Consider the following 19,015-nt stretch of genomic DNA (forward strand, 5'->3'; position numbering starts at 1 on the left):
CCCGTCCTCCCGTCACGCGAGAGTGGCCGTCGTTCGCGTATCCCGGCGCCGGCCCGGTCCCGGCCCTGTCCCCTCCGTGGAGTCCCTTTGAACGTGCAGTTCACCGTTGAGGCGTCCGCCGTCCTGCTCCCCGCGCTCCTGGTGTTCCTCGGCCTCACGCTCCGGCGTGTACGGCGCCCGGACCACCCCTGGACCGGGAGACACGCGGCCCTCCTGGCCGTCGCGGCGCTCTACACGGCGGCCGTGCTCGCCATCACGGTGTTCCCGCTGGAGGTCACCTACGGGCCGTACGCCAACCAGGCCCCCTGGTACACCCAGATCAACGTCATCCCCCTGATCACCCTGGACGCCACGGCCGTGCCCAACGTGATCATGTTCGTCCCCCTGGGTTTCCTGCTGCCGCTGCTCACCCGGGCGGCCGGCCTGTGGCAGGTCACCGCGCGCGCCGCGGTGGCGAGCCTGGCCATCGAGTCCACGCAGCTGCTGCTGTACGTGGTCACGCACAACGGCCGCTCCGCCGACATCAACGACCTGCTCGTCAACACCCTCGGCGGCGTCGCCGGCTACGGCTGCCTCACCCTGGCGCTGTCCGTACCGTCCCTGCGCCGGGCCCTGTCCCGCGGGGCCCTGCCCGGCTCCGGCGGAGCGGCCGGCCACGGGATCCGGGCCGCGGCCTGACGGCGGGGCCGGCGGCGGACCCGGCCGCGGACCGCGGGGACCTCCCGCTCACCGTCGCCGGCCGGCGCGGAGAGCGGCTCACCGTGGCACCGCGTCCGGCGCTCACACCGCGCTCCCGCGCCCGCCGCTCACACCCCGCGCTCCCGCGCCCGTGAATCGCGGGAAATCACCCGTCATCAGGGCGCAACGGGCCCGCAACGCGCGCCGGGCAGACTCCCGGCATGACGGCTACTCCCCCCAGCCCCGGTGCCCGCGCCCCGTACCCCGGCGGCGCGGACGGGCGACCGGACGGGACCGCCGGCCGGTCCGCCACCCCCCGGCCCGACCGTCACACCCCCGGCTCCCGCCCGCACCCCGAGGACCGCCGGGCCCAGGAGCGGCACCTCCCGGAAGGTCCCGCCCCGCACCTCGCCGCCCCCCTGCGCGCCGGGCACCGCCGGACCGCCGTCCGGCGCACCGGTGTGCGGCCCCCCACGCTGGTCGCCGTGGCGCACGGCAGCCGCGACCCGGCGGCGCTGCGCACCGTCACCGCGCTGCTGGACCGCGTCCGGGAGCTGCGCCCCTGGCTGCCGGTCCGCCTCGGCCACATCGAGCTGAACGAGCCGCTGCTGCCGGACACCCTCGCCGAGCTCGCGGCCACCGACCCCGGCCCCGCCACCGGCGGAGACGGCCCGGCCGCCGTGGTCGTCCCGCTGCTGCTGAGCCGCGGCCACCACGTCCGGCACGACATCCCCCGCGCCGTCGCCGCCACCGTGCCCGCGCTGCGGGCCGCCGTCGCCGCGCCCCTCGGCCCGCACCCGCTGCTCGCCGAGGCGCTGCACACGCGGCTGCGGGAGGCCGAGGAGGCGGCCGGGACGGCGGGGGCCGCCGGCCGCGCCCGCCGCGCCGACGGGGTCGTCCTCGCCGCCGCCGGCTCGCGCGACCCGGACGCGGCGTACGACGTCCACCGGGCCGCCGCCCTGCTGTCCCTGCGCCTCGGCACCGTCCCGGTGGTCCCCGCCTACGCCTCGGCCGCCGCGCCCACCGTGCCCGGTGCCCTCCGGGCGCTGCGCGACCGCGGCTGCCGGCGGATCGCGGTCGCCGCCTACTTCACGGCGCCCGGCCGCTTCGCCACCGCCTGCGCCGAGGCGGCGGCCACGACGCCCGGCGCCGGTCTCGCCCCGGCGCCGCTGGGCGCGCACCCGGCGCTGGCACGGCTGGTGCTGCACCGGTACGACGAGGTGCTGGCCTCCGCCCTCTCCGGGGCCGGCACCGCGTTCCGGTCCGCCGGTCCCGTCCCGGTCTGACCCCCGGCTCCCGTTCCGGCCCGGCCCGGCCCAGGCCCCGTTCCGTTCCGGCCCGGCCCCCCGTTCCGGTCCGCCCCGGCCCCCGCGCGTCCGCCGCCGGGCCCGTGCCGGACGCCCGGGGCGCGTGACCGGCCGCCCCGGCACCCCGCCGCCCCTCCCAGCAGGAATGCCGTCGCCCGGCGCGGATACGGTCAGCACATGAGAGGCGCATGCGACGACGGCGGACCCGGCCCGGGCGGCCCGCCCCCCGCTGCCGGACCGGCCGGTCCGGCGGTCCACGGCGGCTCGGTCCCCGGCCCGCCCGTACCCGGCTACGGCCCGCCGGACGTCGAACGCTGGTCACCCGAACCGGACAAGCGTCCCGGCCGCACCGACTTCCAGCGCGACCGGGCCCGGGTGCTGCACTCCGCCGCGCTGCGCCGGCTCGCCGGGAAGACCCAGGTGGTGACGCCCGGTATCGCCCCCGGGCCGCCGGGCGCCCCGGACCCCGGCGACCCGGCGGCCCCCGTCCGCACCACCGCCTGGGACGCCAGCCCCCGCACCCGGCTCACCCACTCCCTGGAGTGCGCCCAGGTCGGCCGGGAGCTCGGCGCCGCGCTGGGCTGCGACCCGGACCTGGTGGAGACGGCCTGCCTGGCGCACGACCTCGGCCACCCGCCGTTCGGCCACAACGGTGAGGAGGTGCTGGCCGCCTTCGCCGCGGACTGCGGCGGGTTCGAGGGCAACGCGCAGTCCCTGCGGCTGCTGACCCGCATCGAGCCGAAGCGGTTCGTCCGCGGCGAGGACGGCGAGGCGCTCAGCGTCGGCCTCAACCTCACCCGCGCCGCCCTGGACGCGGCCACCAAGTACCCCTGGCCGCGCGGCGGCCACCCGGAGGGCCCGGCCGCCCCGAAATTCGGCGTCTACGCGGACGACCGTCCGGTCTTCGACTGGCTGCGGCAGGGCGCCCCCGGGCGCGGCCGCTGCTTCGAGGCGCAGGTCATGGACTGGTCCGACGATGTGGCCTACTCGGTGCACGACGTCGAGGACGGGCTGCACGCGGGCCACATCGACCCCAACCTCCTGCTCGCCGAGCCCGAGCGCCAGGAGATCTTCCGGGTGGCCGCCGACCGCTACGCGCCGGCCGGGGACGGCGCGACGGGTCCCGCCGACCCCGCCGAGCTGGCCGAGGCGCTGGACCGGCTGATGGACCAGGAGTGGTGGCCGCACGGCTACGACGGCTCCGCCGTGGCGCAGGCCCGGCTCAAGGACGCCACCAGCCAGCTCATCGGCCGCTTCTGCCTCGCCGCCGAGCGCGCCACCCGCGCCCGCCACGGACCGGGCCGGCTCACCCGCTACGGGGCCGGCCTCGTCGTCCCCCGCGTCACCCGCCTGGAGTGCGCCGTGCTCAAGGCCGTCGCCTACCGCTATGTGATGCACCACCCGGAACAGGAGCGGCTCCGCGCCGGCCAGCGGGTCGTGCTCGGTGAGCTGGCCGGGGAGCTGCTGGCGCGCGCGCCTGACGGCATGGACCCGCAGTTCCGTTCCGCGTACGCGGCGGCCGGGGACGACCGGGCCCGCAAGCGCGTCGTCGTCGACCAGATCGCCGCGCTCACCGACGACTCGGCGCGGGCCCTGCACGCCCGGCTCACCGCCCCCCGCTCCACCACCGGCGGCCGTGCGGGCGGGCCGGCCGGAACGCGGGACGGCTGAGACGGGGACGGTGGGGTAGCGGGAAGCGGGAGGACACCACCGCCGGGTCCGGTGGCAGGCGATGGGGACGGCCCGTGAAGGTGTGGCCGCCCCGGCCGCCGCCCTCTTCCCGCGCCACGCCCCGTGCGGGACGCTCGCCTGGGGCTCCGCCCGCGGGGGACCATGAAGGCAAGGCCCGACGCCGGTAGCGAGGAGGCAGCACGTGGTCGACGCACATCAGACCTTCGTCATCGTCGGGGGAGGGCTGGCGGGCGCCAAGGCCGCCGAGACCCTGCGGGCGGAGGGCTTCACGGGCCGGGTGATCCTCGTCTCCGACGAACGGGACGAGCCGTACGAGCGTCCCCCGCTCTCCAAGGGCTATCTGATCGGCAAGGAGGAGCGGGACGGCGTCTTCGTCCACGATCCGGCCTGGTACGCGCGGGCGGAGATCGAGCTCCGCCTCGGCCAGCCCGCCGTGCGGCTCGACCCCGCGGCCAAGGCCGTCGTCCTCGGCGACGGCACCCGCTGCCACTACGACAAGCTGCTCCTGGCCACCGGCGCGGAACCCCGCCGCCTGGACATCCCCGGCACCGGCCTGGCCGGCGTGCACCACCTGCGGCGGCTGGCGCACGCCGAGCGGCTGCGCGGCGTGCTGACCGCGCTGGGCCGGGACAACGGCCATCTGCTGATCGCGGGCGCCGGCTGGATCGGGCTGGAGGTGGCCGCCGCGGCCCGCGGCTACGGTGCCGAGGTCACCGTCGTCGAACCGGCGCCCACCCCCCTGTACTCCGTCCTCGGCCCCGAGGTCGGCGGCCTCTTCGCCGACCTCCACGCCGAGCGCGGCGTCCGCTTCCACTTCGGCGCGCGGCTCACGGAGATCACCGGCCAGGACGGCATGGTCCTCGCCGCCCGCACCGACGACGGCGAGGAGCACCCGGCGCACGACGTCCTGGCCGCCATCGGCGCCGCGCCGCGCACGGCGCTCGCCGAGTCCGCGGGGCTGGAGCTGGCGGCCCCGGAGTCCGGCGGTGGCATCGCCGTGGACGCCTCCCTGCGCACCAGCGACCCCGACATCTTCGCCGCCGGTGACGTGGCCGCCGCCACCCACCCGCTCTTCGCCACCCGGCTGCGCGTGGAGCACTGGGCGAACGCCCTGCACGGCGGCCCCGCGGCGGCGCGGGCGATGCTCGGCCGCGAGGTGCGCCACGACCGCGTCCCGTACTTCTTCTCCGACCAGTACGGCGTGAGCCTGGAGTACTCCGGCTACGCGCCGCCCGGCGCCTACGAGCAGGTGGTCGTCCGGGGGGACGCGGCCCGCCGCGAGTTCCTCGCCTTCTGGCTGGCCCCGGACGGCCGGGTGCTCGCGGGGATGGACGCCGGCGGCGTGGGCGCCACCGCGGTGATCCAGCGGCTCGTCCGCTCCGGCGGCCCCGTGGACCCGGCCGCGCTCGCCGACCCGTCCGTGGACCTGGACACACTCACCGGCTAGCGCGGCTCCGGGGCCGCCGGGGGCCGCCGGGGAGGAGAGCCGGGAGGAGCCGGGGAGCGGGCGGCCGTGGAGTAGCGTCACCGGTATGGCGATTCCCACGGCGATCCGCACGGCGGTCGTCCCCCTCCCGGAGGTGTTCGGGCTCCGCCGGGACGTGCTCCGCCCCGGCCTGCCGGAGCGGGCGGCGGTCTTCCCCGAGGACGCCCGGCCGGACACCTACCACCTGGCGGCCTACGAGAGCGCCGGGGCCGCCGGGGCCGGCGCCGGGGCCGCCGGGGCCGTGCGCGCCTGCGTCACCTTCTTCCCGGAGCCGTTCCCGCCGTCCCTCGCCGCGGAGCTGCCCGCTGCCGCTGCCGCTGCCGCTGCCTCTGCCGCGGCCGCCGCCGGGGCCGGCGGGGCCGCCGGGCAGGTGCCCGCGCACCGCTTCCGGGGCATGGCGAGCGACCCCGCGGTCCGCGGCCGGGGCTTCGGCCGGGCCGTGCTGACGGCGGGGATCGCCGAGGCCCGCCGCCGCGGCGCGGCACTGGTGTGGTGCCACGCCCGCACCGGAGCGCTGGGCTTCTACGCGCGGGAGGGGTTCACCGCCGCCGGCGAGGAGTTCGAGATCGAGGGGGTCGGCCCGCACCTCGTCCTGGTGCGGCCGGTGCCCCCGGCCCGCTGACGGCCACCCCGTCACCCCGCAGCCCCACCGCCACCGCCACCGGGCGGGCACTGTCCGGGGACGGCCGTAGACTGCACGGCGTGGCAGGCAGGATCAACGACGAGGACGTGAAGGCCGTCCGGGACGCCGTCCCGATCGACGCGGTCGTCTCCGAGTACCTCCAGTTGCGCCCCGCCGGCGGCGGCAACCTCAAGGGCCTCTGCCCGTTCCACGAGGAGAAGACCCCGTCCTTCCAGGTCAGCGGCGCCAAGGGGCTCTACTACTGCTTCGGCTGCCAGGAGGGTGGCGACACCCTCGACTTCGTGATGAAGCTCGACCACCTCTCCTTCTCCGAGGCCGTGGAGAAGCTGGCCGCCCAGGCCGGCATCACCCTCCGCTACGAGGAGGGCGGCTACAACCCCGGCCGGCAGCAGGGCGAGCGGATCCGGCTGATCGAGGCGCACCGGGCCGCCGCCCGCTACTACACGGAGCAACTCGGCGGCGCCGAGGCGGAGATCGGCCGCCGGTTCCTCGCCGAGCGCGGGTTCGACCAGGCGGCCGCCGAGCACTTCTCCGTCGGTTACGCCCCGGCCGGCTGGGACCACCTCGTCCGCTTCCTGCGCGGCAAGGGCTTCAGCGACAAGGAACTGCTCCTCTCCGGGCTGGCCCAGGACGGCCGCCGGGGCCCCATCGACCGCTTCCGGGGCCGGCTGATGTGGCCCATCCGGGATCTCACCGGCGAGGTGATCGGCTTCGGGGCGCGCAAGCTGCGCGAGGACGACAACGGCCCCAAGTACCTCAACACCCCAGAGACGCCGCTCTACCGCAAGTCCCAGGTCCTCTACGGCATCGACCTGGCGAAGCGGGACATCGCCAAGAGCAGCCGGGCCGTGGTCGTCGAGGGGTACACCGACGTCATGGCCTGCCATCTCGCCGGGGTCACCACCGCCATCGCCACCTGCGGCACCTCCTTCGGCGGCGACCACATCAAGATCCTGCGCCGGCTGCTGATGGACAACTCCGGCGCGGAGGTCGTGTTCACCTTCGACGGCGACGCGGCCGGGCAGAAGGCCGCCCTCCGCGCCTTCGAGGAGGACCAGAAGTTCGCCGCCGAGACCTCCATCGCCATCACCCCGGGCGGCATGGACCCCTGCGAACTGCGGCTCGCCGAGGGTGACGAGGCCGTCCGCGCCCTGGTGGACGGCCGCACCCCGCTGTTCGCCTTCGCCCTGCGCTCCATCGTCTCCGGCTACCACCTGGCCGCCGAGGAGGGGCAGGTGGCCGCGCTCAACGCGGGCGTCCCCGTGGTCGCCCGGATCAAGGACCGCTCCCTGCGGGACCGCTACGCGACCCGGCTCGGCGGCATGGTGGGCCTCACGTCCCCGGCGGAGGAGGAGGCGGTGCGCCGCCGGGTGCACGCCCTGGCCCGCTCCTACGAGCGCGGTGCGGCCGTGCCCACCCCACCGCCCGGCGGGCCGGCCGGGCGGGCGGACGGCCACCGCGGCGGCCGGGGCGAGCGCCCGCAGGGACCGGCGCCCGCCCGCGGTCCCCGCCTCGACCTGCGCAGCCCCGCCCGCCGGGTGGAGCGGGAACTGCTCAAGCTGGCCCTCCAGCGGCCCGAGCTCGTCGCCCCCGCGTTCGACGCCTACGGGGCGGACGAGTTCACCGCCGCCCCGTACACGGCGGTGCGCTCGGCGATCGCGGACGCGGGAGGCACCGCCGCCGCGGACGGCGGCTACCTCGCCCGGGTGCGGGAAGCCGCGCCGGACGACACCGTGCGCTCGCTCGTCACCGAACTGGCGGTGGAGCCGCTGCTCACCCGCAAGGACGCGGACGAGTTCTACGCCGGCACCCAGCTCGCCGCCGTCCGGCTGGCCGCCGTGGACCGGCGGATCGGGGAGATCCAGGGGGCGATGCGCCGCTGCGAGGCGGGGGGCGACCGCTCGGCGTACGCCTCCCTCCAGGAGGAGCTGTGGGTGCTGGAGCAGTACCGGCAGGATCTGCGGGCGCGCGGGGCCGCCGCCCTGTGACGGCGCCGGGCCGCCGGGGTGCCGCTCCGGGTGGCCCCCGGACCCCGGGGCCGGGCCGTCCGTCGCGGCCGTCCCGGGGGAGCGGCACGGTTCCGGTGATACGGGCCCCCGGGCACGGGCCGGCCCCGGTCCGGGGAGTGCGGACCGGGGCCGTGCCCTGCGCCGGGGGCGGGATCCGTGGTGGAGCCGGTGGGGTACCGGTCGAGTCCCGCGCCGCCCGGGTCAGGAGTTCTTCTTGCCCTCCCGCGCGGCCTTGTCCGTCATGTCGGCGGTGTCCCCGGCGGCGGGCTTCTTGACGTCCACGTCGGTGCCGAAGTCGCTGAACTTCAGCGTGGTGTCGACGGTGATCTCCTCCGGTGCCTGGCTCGCGCCCGTGTTGGAGGTGTCGACCTCGATCTCCATCTTCTGCTGGCGCAGCCGGCCCTCGTCGTCCAGCCAGATGTCCAGCGGCAGGGTCTTGCCGACCCGCTCCTCCAGCATCTTCGCCATCTTCTCGTTGCCCTGCGCGAGGGTCTTCACGTCCACCGTCACTTCGTAGTGGGTGGTCTCCGTGCCGTCGACGGTCTCCTCGCCGACCTTCTTCACGTCCTTCTCGGAGATGCCCTTGGCATAGGAGAAGGCGGCGGCCGGGTCACTGACCTGGGTGTCGACGCCGAGCTGGTCGCCCATCCGCTCCAGGTCGAAGCTCATCCAGGTCTTGCCCTCCGGCAGCTGGTCCTGCTGCCCGGCCGGCGGCTTCTGGTAGACGACGCCGTCGACGACGCGCTGTTCGAGCTCCGAACCGCCGACGTCCATCGTCATCTCGCTGTTGCCCTTGTCGAGGTCGATGACGCCGGAGCCACGCATGGTGACCTCCTGCTCGCCGGCCTCGGCCTCGGTGACCAGCGACATCTTCGCCGTTCCGGCCTCGGCGGTCTTCTGGTACGCGGCGGCGACCGCGCCGGCGCCGTCACCGCCGGCCTTGCCGCCGGCGCCGTCGTCACCGTCCTCCGCGCGGGCGGTCGAGGAGGAGGACTTCTCCCCGGCGCTCCCGGCGTCGTCCGTGGTGCCGCCGCACCCCGCGAGGACACCCACCGCCAGTACGCCACTGGTCGCCGCCGCCGCGATCCGCTTCCGCCTGTCCGTCTGCCTGCCCACGTGCTACCTCCACCTCGTCGGCGCCGGCACGGCCGCTGCCGGCGCCCCTGATCCGTACGGCCCCCGTGGTCCGCCCGGGGTGGGCAGGGGAATATGCACCACTCCGTGGCGAAAGGGCGGCTGATGACCTTTCAGGCCGCGACTACCCGGAAGTCCCGGCGCCATGCCCGGACATCGGCGGTCGCGCTCCAGCTCGCCCGGGGCCCCGCCCGGTGGCCGGAGCCGGAGGACGGAGCCGGAGGACGGGTGCCCGGCGGCCGGAAGGAGCCCGGGCCCCGGCTCCCCGGGGAAGCGGAAAAGCCGGAAACGCGGGGACCGCCGGAAAAATCGCCGCAGCACCCTCGTACCGGCGGTGTGCCGTACGCCACACTGGTGTGCGGAGCCTGATACCCCGGAGCGCGCCGGCCCGGCGGACCGGTCCCCGGATCGCCCGCGGATCCGCCCCGGTGTGAGGGGCGGGCCGGCGGCCGGCCGCGGCCGTTCCCCGCGGCGGGCACCCCCGATCCGGCAGCGACTCCCCTGGAGGCCGCCCCGTGCAGACCCCGACCCTCAACGGCACGGCGGCGCCCGTGCCGGCGTCCCCCCGCGCGGGCCGCCGCCCCCGGCCCCCGGAGGACGCGGCTCCGGACGGGGCCGCCGGAGCCCTCCCGCATCCGGAGACCGGCCCCGGCCCCGGCCCCGGGCTCGACCCGGGGACCGGGCCCGGCCTGGCGCCGGACCCCGGCCCGCTGCCCGCCGCCGTCCGCGCCGAGGCCGTCCGCGGGGATCCGGCCGGCCCCACCTCCGACCTCTTCCGCCAGTACCTCCGCGAGATCGGCCGCATCCCCCTGCTGACCGCCGCCGAGGAGGTCGAACTCGCCACCCGCGTGGAGGCCGGGCTCTTCGCCGAGGAGAAGCTGAGCCGCTGCCCCGAGCTCGACTCCCGCCCGGCGGCCGAACTCGACCAGCTCGTGGTCCTCGGCCGGATCGCCAAACGCCGGCTGATCGAGGCCAACCTGCGGCTGGTCGTCTCCGTCGCCAAGCGCTACGTGGGCCGCGGGCTGACCATGCTCGACCTGGTGCAGGAGGGGAACCTGGGGCTGATCCGGGCCGTCGAGAAGTTCGACTACACCCGGGGCTACAAGTTCTCCACCTACGCCACCTGGTGGATCCGGCAGGCCATGTCCCGGGCCCTCGCCGACCAGGCCCGCACCATCCGGGTCCCGGTCCATGTGGTGGAGCTGATCAACCGCGTGGTGCGGGTGCAGCGCCGCATCCTCCAGGAGCGCGGGCGCGAGCCGTCGGCGGAGGAGGTCGGCGCGCACCTCGGCGTCACCGCGGAACGGGTCGAGGAGGTGCTGCGGCTCGCCCGGGAGCCCGTCTCCCTGCACACGCCGGTCGGCGAGGAGGACGACGTGGCCCTCGGCGATCTCATCGAGGACGGTGACGCCGCCTCGCCCGTCGAGTCCGCCGCGTTCCTGCTCCTCCGCGAGCACCTGGAAAACGTCCTGGCCACGCTCGGCGAGCGGGAACGCCGGGTCGTGCAGTTGCGCTACGGGCTGGTGGACGGGCGGCCCCGCACCCTGGAGGAGATCGGGCACCTCTTCGGGGTGACCCGGGAGCGCATCCGGCAGATCGAGTCCAAGACCCTCGGCAAGCTCCGCGCACACGCCTGCGCCGACCAGCTCCGCGGCTACCTCGACTGACCACCGGCGCGGGCACGGGGTGGCGCCGGCCGCCCGTGCGCGGTCCGTCCGTGGCCCGTTCGTGGTCCGCCCCGCTCTCCCGCGGCCGCCGCTCACCCCGTCCCGCCGGGATCCGCCCGGCCCGCGCCGCCGCGGTCCCCGCTCAGTCCACCTCGGCCACCGCCTCGGCGAACTGCGCCGCGTACAGCCGGGCGTAGGCGCCGCCCGCCGACAGCAGCTCCTCGTGTGTGCCCTGCTCGACGATGGCCCCCGACTCCATCACCAGGATCACGTCGGCGTCCCGGACGGTGGAGAGCCGGTGGGCGATGACGAAGCTGGTCCGCCCCCGGCTGAGCCCGGCCATCGCGTGCTGGATCAGCACCTCGGTGCGGGTGTCGACGGAACTGGTCGCCTCGTCCAGCACCAGGATCGCCGGGTCGGCGAGGAAGGCCCGCGCGATGGTGAGGAGCTGCTTCTCGCCCGCGCTGACGCCGGTCCCCTCGTCGTCGATGACGGTGTCGTAGCCGTCGGGGAGGGTGCGGACGAAGCGGTCGGCGTGCGCCGCGCGGGCCGCCTCCTCGATCCGCTCCCGCTCCACGGAGGCCGGGTCGGCCGCCCCGTAGGCGATGTTCTCCGCGATGGTGCCGCCGAACAGCCAGGTGTCCTGGAGCACCATCCCGATCCGCGACCGCAGCTCCTCGCGCGGCAGCGCCGCGGCGTCCGCCCCGTCCACGGTGATCCGGCCGCCCGTCACCTCGTAGAACCGCATCAACAGGTTGACCAGCGTGGTCTTGCCCGCGCCGGTCGGCCCCACGATGGCGACGGTCTGCCCGGGCGCCACCGACAGCGACAGGTCCTCGATCAGCGGGACCTCCGGCCGGTAGCGGAAGGAGACGTGCTCCAGCACCACCCGGCCGCGCTCCGGCCGCTCCCCGGCCCGGCCGCCGGCGGAGGCCGTGGCGGTGGCGGCGGGGGAGGCGGTGGCGGCGGGGGAGGGCCGGTCCGGCTCCTGCTCCTCCGTGTCCAGCAGCTCGAACACCCGCTCGGCGGAGGCGACCCCGGACTGGAGCAGGTTCGCCATGCTCGCCACCTGCGACAGCGGCTGGCTGAACTGGCGCGAGTACTGGATGAAGGCCTGCACGTCCCCGATGGACAGCGCCCCCGAGGCCACCCGCAGCCCACCGGCCACGGCCACCAGCACATAGGTGAGATTGCCGATGAGCATCATCGCGGGCTGCATGGTCCCGCTGAGGAACTGGGCCCGCGTCCCCGCGCGGTACAGCGCCTCGTTGTGCTCCCGGAACGCCGCCGCCGACTCCTCCTGCCGCCCGAACACCTTCACCAGGGAGTGCCCGGTGTACATCTCCTCGATGTGCGCGTTGAGCGTGCCGGTGCTCCGCCACTGGGCGACGAACTGTGGCTGCGCCCGCTTGCCGACGGCCGTCGCCACCACCGCCGACAGCGGCACGGTGACCAGCGCGACCAGTGCCAGCAGCGGCGACACCCAGAACATCATCGCCAGCACCCCGATCACCGTCAGCAGCGCGTTGACGAGCTGGCCCATGGTCTGCTGGAGCGTCTGCCCGACGTTGTCGATGTCGTTGGTGGCCCGGCTCAGGACCTCGCCGCGCGGCTGCCCGTCGAAGTACGCCAGCGGCAGCCGGGACAGCTTGCCCTGCACGTCCGCCCGCAGCCGCCACACCGTGCGGTTCACGGCGAGTGCCGACAGCCTCCCCGCGAGCAGGAGGAACAGCCCGGCCGCCGCGTAGACGGCGAGCGCCGTCAGCAGCACCGCGCCGACCGCGCCGAAGTCGATGCCCCGGCCGGGGGTGAAGTCCACGGTGGAGAGCACGTCGGCCACCGTGCCCTCCCCCGAGCGCCGCGCGTTCTCCACCACCTCCTCCTGGGAGACGCCCGCCGGCGTCTGCCGCCCGACGACCCCCGCGAAGATCAGGTCGGTGGCGCGGCCCAGGAAGAGCGGGCCGATCACCGAGAGGGCGACGCACACCGCGGTCGCCGCCAGCACCGCGCAGAGCACGGCCCGCTCCGGCCGCATCCGGCGCAGCAGCCGCCGCGCCGAGCCGCGGAAGTCCAGGGAACGTTCGACGGGGCCGCCCATCATCCGCCCGGCAGGCCCGGGCAGCGGTGTCGGGCCGCGGCGCGGGGCCGGGACACGTGAGGTCGTCATGCGGCCTCCTCCTCGGTGAGCTGGGAGAGCACGATCTCCCGGTAGGTGGCGTTCTCCGCCATGAGTTCGCGGTGCGTCCCGGCGCCGGCCACCCGGCCCTCGTCGAGGACGACGATGCGGTCCGCGTCCCGGATCGTCGCCACCCGCTGGGCGACGACGAGCACGGTCGCGCCGGCCGTCTCCCGGGCCAGTGCGGCCCGCAGCGCCGCGTCCGTGGCGTAGTCCAGCGCGGAGAAGGAGTCGTCGAAGAGGTAGATCTCCGGGCGCCGCACCAGCGCCCGGGCGATGGCCAGCCGCTGCCGCTGCCCGCCGGAGACGTTCGAACCGCCCTGCGCGATCGGCGCTTCCAGCCCCGAGCCGCCCTCCGTCCCGCCGTCCATCCGCTCCACGAACTCCCGCGCCTGGGCGACCTCCAGGGCGTGCCAGAGCTCCTCGTCGGTGGCGTCCGGGTTGCCGTAGCGGAGATTGGAGGCCACCGTGCCGGAGAAGAGGTACGGCTTCTGCGGCACCAGCCCGACCCGCTCGGCCAGCAGCGCCGGGTCCAGCCGGGCCACGTCCACCCCGCCGACGCGGACCTCGCCCGCCGTGGCGTCGATCAGCCGGGGTATCAGATGGAGCAGCGTGCTCTTGCCGCTGCCGGTGGGCCCGATCACCGCGGTGGTCTCCCCGGGGCGGGCGGTGAGCCGGATGTCGCGGAGCACCGGCTCCTCCGCGCCCGGGTAGCTGAACCCGGCGCCGCGCAGCTCCAGCACGGCGCCGCGGTCCAGCACCCGCACCGGGTCGGCGGGCGGCGCGACGCCCGGCTCGGTGTCCAGCACCTCCTGGATCCGCTCGGCGCAGACCTCCGCGCGCGGCACCATCATGAACATGAAGGTGGCCATCATCACGGACATCAGGATCTGCATCAGATAGGCGAGGAACGCGGTGAGGGCGCCGATCTCCATGCCACCGTCGTCGATCCGGTGCGCGCCGAACCACAGCACCGCCACCGAGGCCACGTTCACCACCGTCATCACCAGCGGGAACATCAGTGCCAGCAGCCGGCCCGCGCTCAGCGACACGTCCGTCAGCGCCGTGTTGGCCTCCGCGAAGCGCCGCCGCTCGTGGCCGTCCTTGACGAAGGCGCGGACCACGCGGATCCCGGTGATCTGCTCCCGCAGCACCCGGTTCACGGTGTCCAGCCGCCCCTGCATCGCCCGGAACAGCGGGCGCAGCCGCCGTACGACGAGCGTCACCGTGACCGCGAGCACCGGGACGACGGCCAGCAGCAGCCCGGCCAGCTCCACGTCCTGCCCGAGCGCCATCACCACCCCGCCCACGCCCATGATCGGCGCGGTGACCATCAGCGTGAACGCCAGGAGCACCACCATCTGCACCTGCTGGACGTCGTTGGTCGTCCGGGTGATCAGGGAAGGTGCCCCGAAGTGGCCGAGTTCGCGCGCGGAGAAACGCTGCACCTGGTCGAACACGGCCGCCCGGACGTCCCGCCCCACGGCCATGGCCGTCCGCGCGGCGAGCCCGACGGCGCCGATGGCACAGCCCGCCTGGGCGAGCGCCACCGCGAGCATGATCCCGCCGGTGCGGAGGATGCGGCCGGTGTCGCCCGGGACGACACCGTTGTCGATGATGTCCGCGTTGAGCGCCGGCAGCCACAGCGCGGCGAGCGTCTGAAGGAATTGCAGCAGCACGAGGAGGAGGACGGAGCGCCGGTAGGGGGCGAGGCGGGAGCGCACCAGTCGCAGCAGCACGGGGAGTCCAGGGGTCGGTCGGGCAGGGGCCTTCACGGGGCGTACGGAGGGACGGCGGATCGGACGGGTCGGGTCCGGGACCGGACGCGGCCGGGTGCTCTCGGGCCGGGGGCCACGCACAGGGACGCGCGGCGCCATCCTCGGTCATCCGGGGCGGCGAAACCTCCAAGACCTGGTAAATCCCCTGCGCTTACGCGCTGGGCGTACGGAGGCAACCCGGCATGGGTCCGGAGGCGTCTTCCCCAGGGAGGGCACCCGCCGGCGAATCCGGCCCCACCGCCCGGGAGCCGGCAGGGACGGCTCCCGCCGGCGGCCCTCATCCCCGCCGCCCACACCGATCCCCGGCCCCGCTCCCGCACGCGCCGCCGCGCCGGGTGAGCGGCCCACCGCCCGCCCGCGGACCCCGGCCGGTCCGCCGGAGGACGCGCGGGAGGCACCGGACGGCCGGGAACCCGTGCAGGACGCGGGCACCGGTCCCGCGCGCGGGCGAGCCCACGGGCCGGTTCGGCGCCACCGGTCAGTACGAGGGCGCCGGCACATGCGGGGTGAGCGCCCCCAGCGCCCCCGGGTACGTCTGTTCCCGTACCGCCGCGTACTGCTGGCGCACTGCCTGCCCCACCGCCAGGTCGTCGCCGGGGCCGAACGCCTCGGCCGGGACGGTCTGCCAGGGCGGCGGCTCCTGCGGGGACAGCGCGCCCTGCGCCGTGCCCAGCGCCCACGCCGCCTGCCGGGCCGCGCCGAGCGCCGCGTACTCCGCCGGCTGGGGGATCACCACCTGGGTGCCCAGCAGCGCCGGGGCGACGCTCTGCACGGCGGGCAGCGCGGCCGCCGGGCCGAGCAGGAAGACCCGCTGGGCCTGGACCCCCCGGGCGCGCAGCACGTCGAGGGCGTCGGCGAGTCCGCAGAGCATCCCCTCGAACGCGGCGCGGGCCAGGTGCTCGGGTTTCATGCTCTCCCGCCGCAGCCCGGACAGGGTGCCCGCGGTGTGCGGCAGGTGCGGCGTCCGCTCGCCCTCCAGATAGGGCAGGAGTACCAGCCCGTGCGCGCCGGGCGTCGAGTTGAGCGCGAGCCGGGACAGCCCCGCCAGATCGGTGCCGAGCAGCTCCGCGGCCCCGCGCAGCGCGCGCACCGCGTTGGAGACGTGCACCACCGGCAGATGGCGGCCGGTCGCGTCGGCGAACGAGGTGATCGTCCCGGTGGGGTCCACCAGGGCCTCCCCGTGCACCGCGAAGAGCGACCCGGAGGCGCCGAGCGACATCACCACGTCCCCGGGACCGACGCCCAGGCCCAGCGCGGCGGCCATCGTCTCGCCCGTCCCCGCGGAGATCAGCAGGCCCTCGGGGGTGTAGCCGGCCGGCTCGGCCGGGCCCACCACGTCCGGCAGGTCGGCCCCGTGCCCGAGGGCCAGCTCCACCAGGTCCGGCCGGTACGCGCCGGTGGCGGCCGACCAGTAGCCGGTGCCCGAGGCGCCGCCGCGGTCGGTGGTCCTGCGCGGCGGGCGGCCCAGCAACTGCCACACCAGCCAGTCGTGCGGCTGGAGCACCGCGGCGGTCCGCGCCGCGGACTCCGGTTCGTTCCGCGCCAGCCAGCGCAGCTTGGCCACCGGCTGCGCGGCCTCCGGCACGGCGCCGACGGCCTCCGCCCACGCCGTGCGGCCGCCCAGCGCGTCCACCAGGTCGGCGGCCGCCGCCTGGGCCCGCCGGTCGCTGCCCAGCAGCGCGGGCCGTACGGGCTCACCGGCGGCGTCCAGCGTGAGCAGGGTGTGCTGCTGGGCGGAGACCCCGATCGCCTGGACGCCCTCCAGCACCCCGCCGACGGCCGCGTCGCCCAGCGACATCAGCCAGGACTGCGGGTCGATCTCGACGCGCCGCCCGCTCTCCGGGCTGTGGGCGTCGACCGGGTGCGGCGCGGCTCCTCGCCTGATCACGGCACCGGTGCCGGTGTCGCAGACGACGATACGCGTGTAGTCCGACGAACTGTCCAACCCGGCGACGATCCCCATGGCTTCAGATGATGCCCTACGGTCCCGCCCCCGCCCGCCGCGCCCGGGCATAGGGCGCGCCCCCTCGGGCCCCGCCGGGGCGGGCCGTCCGGCCGGGCCCCACGGGACGGGCGCCGGACCGGCACCGGCCCGTCGCCGGGCGGACGGACCGGCCGGCCGGGGAGGCGGGCCGGGTGGGTCAGGTGGGGCAGGTGAGAGGGGCAGCCGTGGCGGGCGGGGCGGCGAGGGCGGGGAGAGGGGGACGGGCGGCGCCCCGACATGCCGCTGCCGCCCCGGCGGGACGGACCCGTCGGGGCGGCAGCGGCATGTCGGGGCGCGGCGTCAGGTGCCCCAGCCGTCCTCCGCCGGCGCCCCGCTCCCGCGGCCCCGGAGGGAGCGCACGCGCTCCGAGACCGGACCCGGCAGCCGGTCGCCGAACCTGCTGTCGACGGTGACCGCCGCCTTGGAGGCGGCCTCCCGCCCGCTCTGCGCGGCGGTTTCGGCGGCGTTGCGGACGGCGGGATTCTGCGCCGCCTGCCGCACCAGGGAGCGCAGTTGTTCGTAGCGCTCCCGGCCGGCCCGGGAGCCGAGGACGTAGCCGACGGCCACTCCGGTCATGAACGTGAGCCGGTACCGCATGCCTCCACCTTCCCTGTTCCTCGATGCGTACTGGGCGCCTGCCCCGGCGCCGGTCCCTGATGCGGGAACGGATTTCGGAGCACCCCGTGGCATGCGCTAATGTATTGCTCGCAGCGAGGGACCACCCCAGGGAGACCGGGCGGGCGGGACCGAGCAGAGCAGTCCCCTGTAGCTCAATTGGCAGAGCAGCCGGCTGTTAACCGGCAGGTTACTGGTTCGAGTCCAGTCGGGGGAGCATTCACCGAAGGCCCCGGTCAGGGGCCTTTTTCATGTTCGGTCGGAGCTTCGGTCGGAGCGCTGGAACCGCCGGACGGGAGAGATCGTCCTCACAGGCAGCACAGCACGGCCCGTACGGGCAGCAGATCGTATGAGCGGCTATGCTGCGGCAGACGGCGCGCACAGATGTGCGCGACGCGCCGTGAGGGGCGGTAGCTCAGCCGGTTAGAGCAGCGGACTCATAATCCGTCGGTCGTGGGTTCGAGTCCCACCCGCCCCACCTCAAGGCTCCCCCAGCGAACCGTTTCTACCTGCGAGAACGCCGGAACGGGGGGCGCCACTCGGGGGCGGCGGCCTTCGTTCATCCGTTCAGGCCAAGATCCCGGGAGCGCCGAGGGGCCGGATCGGGTTTCCCTTGCGTCCCGGCTGAGATGACGTACATCGCCCGATTGGCGTCATGGAGTCGTGTCAGGAGTGGTACCGGGCCTGGACGATGATCAACTGATCATCCGTCGGCTGGTACACGGGCCGGTCGCCGATCAGCTTGTCGATGCGCCCGGTCATCGTGCGGTCGTTCCCGGCCAGGAGCCGGAGTCCTGGTAGGCATCGAATGTGAACGAGATCCCCACCCACGCCGCTCCGCGTCGCGGCTCAGGGCGCGCAGGCGTGAGGGGCCGCGCCGTGGGCACCCGGCGCTCAGCCGCCGGCGGATGCCCAGGGGCGTGGGCTGCCGGCGGCGGACGGTGGCACACGTTCGTCCGTCCCCCGGGGCGGCGACGACGCGGAGCGGTGGTGAACCGGACATGACCAGTGGTGCACGGGCCGGCCAGGGGCGCCGGGCGCGGACGCGGACGACGGGAAGCCGGGGCGGCGCGCGGGAGCGGGCCGTGGTCCGCGCCCTGCTCGACGAGGAGGGCGAGACCTACGCGGCCCAGTCGGGCGTCCGGCTGAAGGACGCGCCGCAACCGCTCTACCAGCTCCTCGTCCTGGCCCATCTGCTGTCGGCGCGCATCAAGGCGGACATCGCCGTGGACGCGGCCCGCGCCCTCTTCGGCGACGGGATGCGGAACCCGCGGCGGATGGCGGACGCGACCTGGCAGCAGCGGGTGGACGCGCTGGGGAAGGGCCACTACCGGCGCTACGACGAGCGGACCGCCACCCAGCTCGGCGCCGGCGCGGAACTGCTGCTGGAGAAGTACGGGGGAGACCTGCGGCGGCTGCGCGACACCGCGCTGCGGCGGTCGGGGGGCAGGGACGGCGCGGCCGTCGAGAAGGAACTGCTGATGGAGGCGCCGGGTGTCGGCCCGACGGGGGCGGCCATCTTCCTCCGCGAGGTGCAGGGCGTCTGGCCCGAGGCCCGGCCCAGCATCGACGGCAAGGCGCTGGACGGCGCGGCGCGGCTCGGGCTGCCGGAGGCGGAGGGCCGGCTGGCGGAGCTGGTGGCGGAGGAGGACCTGCCGCGGCTCGCCGCCGGGCTGGTCCGGGTCGCGCTCGACAAGGCCGCCACGGAGAGGGTGCTGGAAGCCGCCGATGCCCGCAGGAAAACGTGACCTGCGTCACTTTTCCCCGGAGGCTCCCTCGCTGACCCCCTCGGGCGGCGGTCACCGTCCGTGATCAGTGGCCGGTCGGTTTCCGGACCCGGCCGTTC

The 19,015-nt window shown here is 75.9% G+C and carries 13 protein-coding genes and 2 tRNA genes; 10 read left to right on the forward strand and 5 right to left on the reverse strand.

The window, feature by feature from the left end; genetic code table 11:
• Window positions 1-93 precede the first annotated feature (93 nt).
• From HCK00_RS02775 to dnaG, 6 genes are all read left to right on the forward strand, one after another.
• Window positions 94-678, forward strand: a complete 585-nt coding sequence (locus HCK00_RS02775; RefSeq protein WP_168100113.1) for a VanZ family protein — start codon at window positions 94-96, stop codon at window positions 676-678.
• A 221-nt stretch (window positions 679-899) separates the two neighbouring features.
• A complete protein-coding gene (locus tag HCK00_RS02780; RefSeq protein ID WP_168100114.1) occupies window positions 900-1,964 on the forward strand; it encodes a sirohydrochlorin chelatase in 1,065 nt (354 codons plus the stop codon).
• Between the two features lie 198 nt (window positions 1,965-2,162).
• A complete protein-coding gene (locus HCK00_RS02785; protein WP_168100115.1) occupies window positions 2,163-3,656 on the forward strand; it encodes a deoxyguanosinetriphosphate triphosphohydrolase in 1,494 nt (497 codons plus the stop codon).
• Window positions 3,657-3,858: 202 nt separating this feature from the next.
• Window positions 3,859-5,124, forward strand: a complete 1,266-nt coding sequence (locus tag HCK00_RS02790) for an NAD(P)/FAD-dependent oxidoreductase (protein WP_168100116.1) — start codon at window positions 3,859-3,861, stop codon at window positions 5,122-5,124.
• 85 nt (window positions 5,125-5,209) lie between these two features.
• Entirely contained in the window at window positions 5,210-5,785 is a 576-nt protein-coding gene (locus tag HCK00_RS02795; protein WP_168100117.1) for a GNAT family N-acetyltransferase, read from the forward strand.
• 80 nt (window positions 5,786-5,865) lie between these two features.
• Complete coding sequence (dnaG, locus tag HCK00_RS02800; protein WP_168100118.1) at window positions 5,866-7,794, forward strand: DNA primase; 1,929 nt, start codon at window positions 5,866-5,868, stop codon at window positions 7,792-7,794.
• Between the two features lie 222 nt (window positions 7,795-8,016).
• On the opposite strand, the gene HCK00_RS28345 is transcribed toward dnaG, so the two are convergent.
• Window positions 8,017-8,931: an SCO4651 family lipoprotein gene (locus HCK00_RS28345; RefSeq protein WP_168100119.1), complete on the reverse strand. Its 915-nt coding sequence runs from the start codon at window positions 8,929-8,931 to the stop codon at window positions 8,017-8,019.
• A 533-nt stretch (window positions 8,932-9,464) separates the two neighbouring features.
• Here HCK00_RS28345 and HCK00_RS02810 point away from each other — a divergent pair.
• Window positions 9,465-10,616, forward strand: a complete 1,152-nt coding sequence (locus HCK00_RS02810) for an RNA polymerase sigma factor (protein WP_311765112.1) — start codon at window positions 9,465-9,467, stop codon at window positions 10,614-10,616.
• A gap of 142 nt (window positions 10,617-10,758) precedes the next feature.
• Here HCK00_RS02810 and HCK00_RS02815 read toward each other — a convergent pair whose 3' ends face one another.
• From HCK00_RS02815 to HCK00_RS02830, 4 genes are all read right to left on the reverse strand, one after another.
• Window positions 10,759-12,738 (reverse strand): ABC transporter ATP-binding protein, encoded by a 1,980-nt coding sequence (locus HCK00_RS02815; protein WP_168100379.1) that lies wholly within the window; start codon window positions 12,736-12,738, stop codon window positions 10,759-10,761.
• Window positions 12,739-12,779: 41 nt separating this feature from the next.
• Window positions 12,780-14,531: an ABC transporter ATP-binding protein gene (locus HCK00_RS02820; RefSeq protein WP_168100120.1), complete on the reverse strand. Its 1,752-nt coding sequence runs from the start codon at window positions 14,529-14,531 to the stop codon at window positions 12,780-12,782.
• Window positions 14,532-15,048: 517 nt separating this feature from the next.
• Entirely contained in the window at window positions 15,049-16,533 is a 1,485-nt protein-coding gene (locus tag HCK00_RS02825) for an FGGY family carbohydrate kinase (RefSeq protein ID WP_168100121.1), read from the reverse strand.
• Window positions 16,534-16,854: 321 nt separating this feature from the next.
• The gene (locus HCK00_RS02830) at window positions 16,855-17,151 is read right to left on the reverse strand and encodes a YtxH domain-containing protein (protein ID WP_168100122.1); all 297 of its coding nucleotides are present in this window, start codon (window positions 17,149-17,151) and stop codon (window positions 16,855-16,857) included.
• A 162-nt stretch (window positions 17,152-17,313) separates the two neighbouring features.
• Between HCK00_RS02830 and HCK00_RS02835 the strand changes: the two genes are divergently transcribed.
• The 3 genes from HCK00_RS02835 (at window position 17,314) to HCK00_RS02850 (ending at window position 18,917) form a co-directional block, all read left to right on the forward strand.
• Window positions 17,314-17,386: transfer RNA gene (locus tag HCK00_RS02835), tRNA-Asn, on the forward strand.
• A 187-nt stretch (window positions 17,387-17,573) separates the two neighbouring features.
• Window positions 17,574-17,647 (forward strand) — tRNA-Ile (locus HCK00_RS02840).
• A 523-nt stretch (window positions 17,648-18,170) separates the two neighbouring features.
• Window positions 18,171-18,917 (forward strand): endonuclease, encoded by a 747-nt coding sequence (locus HCK00_RS02850; protein ID WP_168100123.1) that lies wholly within the window; start codon window positions 18,171-18,173, stop codon window positions 18,915-18,917.
• Window positions 18,918-19,015: the final 98 nt, after the last annotated feature.

Source organism: Streptomyces zingiberis, assembly GCF_012034935.1.
Taxonomy (GTDB): Bacteria; Actinomycetota; Actinomycetes; order Streptomycetales; family Streptomycetaceae; genus Streptomyces; species Streptomyces zingiberis.

Excerpts from the sequence above, each read along its gene's own strand:
- HCK00_RS02780 (WP_168100114.1), top strand. The coding sequence starts at position 900 with ATGACGGCTACTCCCCCCAGCCCCGGTGCCCGCGCCCCGTACCCCGGC.
- HCK00_RS02785 (WP_168100115.1), top strand. The coding sequence starts at position 2,163 with ATGAGAGGCGCATGCGACGACGGCGGACCCGGCCCGGGCGGCCCGCCC.
- HCK00_RS02795 (WP_168100117.1), top strand. The coding sequence starts at position 5,210 with ATGGCGATTCCCACGGCGATCCGCACGGCGGTCGTCCCCCTCCCGGAG.
- HCK00_RS02825 (WP_168100121.1), bottom strand. The coding sequence starts at position 16,533 with ATGGGGATCGTCGCCGGGTTGGACAGTTCGTCGGACTACACGCGTATC.
- HCK00_RS02830 (WP_168100122.1), bottom strand. The coding sequence starts at position 17,151 with ATGCGGTACCGGCTCACGTTCATGACCGGAGTGGCCGTCGGCTACGTC.
- HCK00_RS02850 (WP_168100123.1), top strand. The coding sequence starts at position 18,171 with ATGACCAGTGGTGCACGGGCCGGCCAGGGGCGCCGGGCGCGGACGCGG.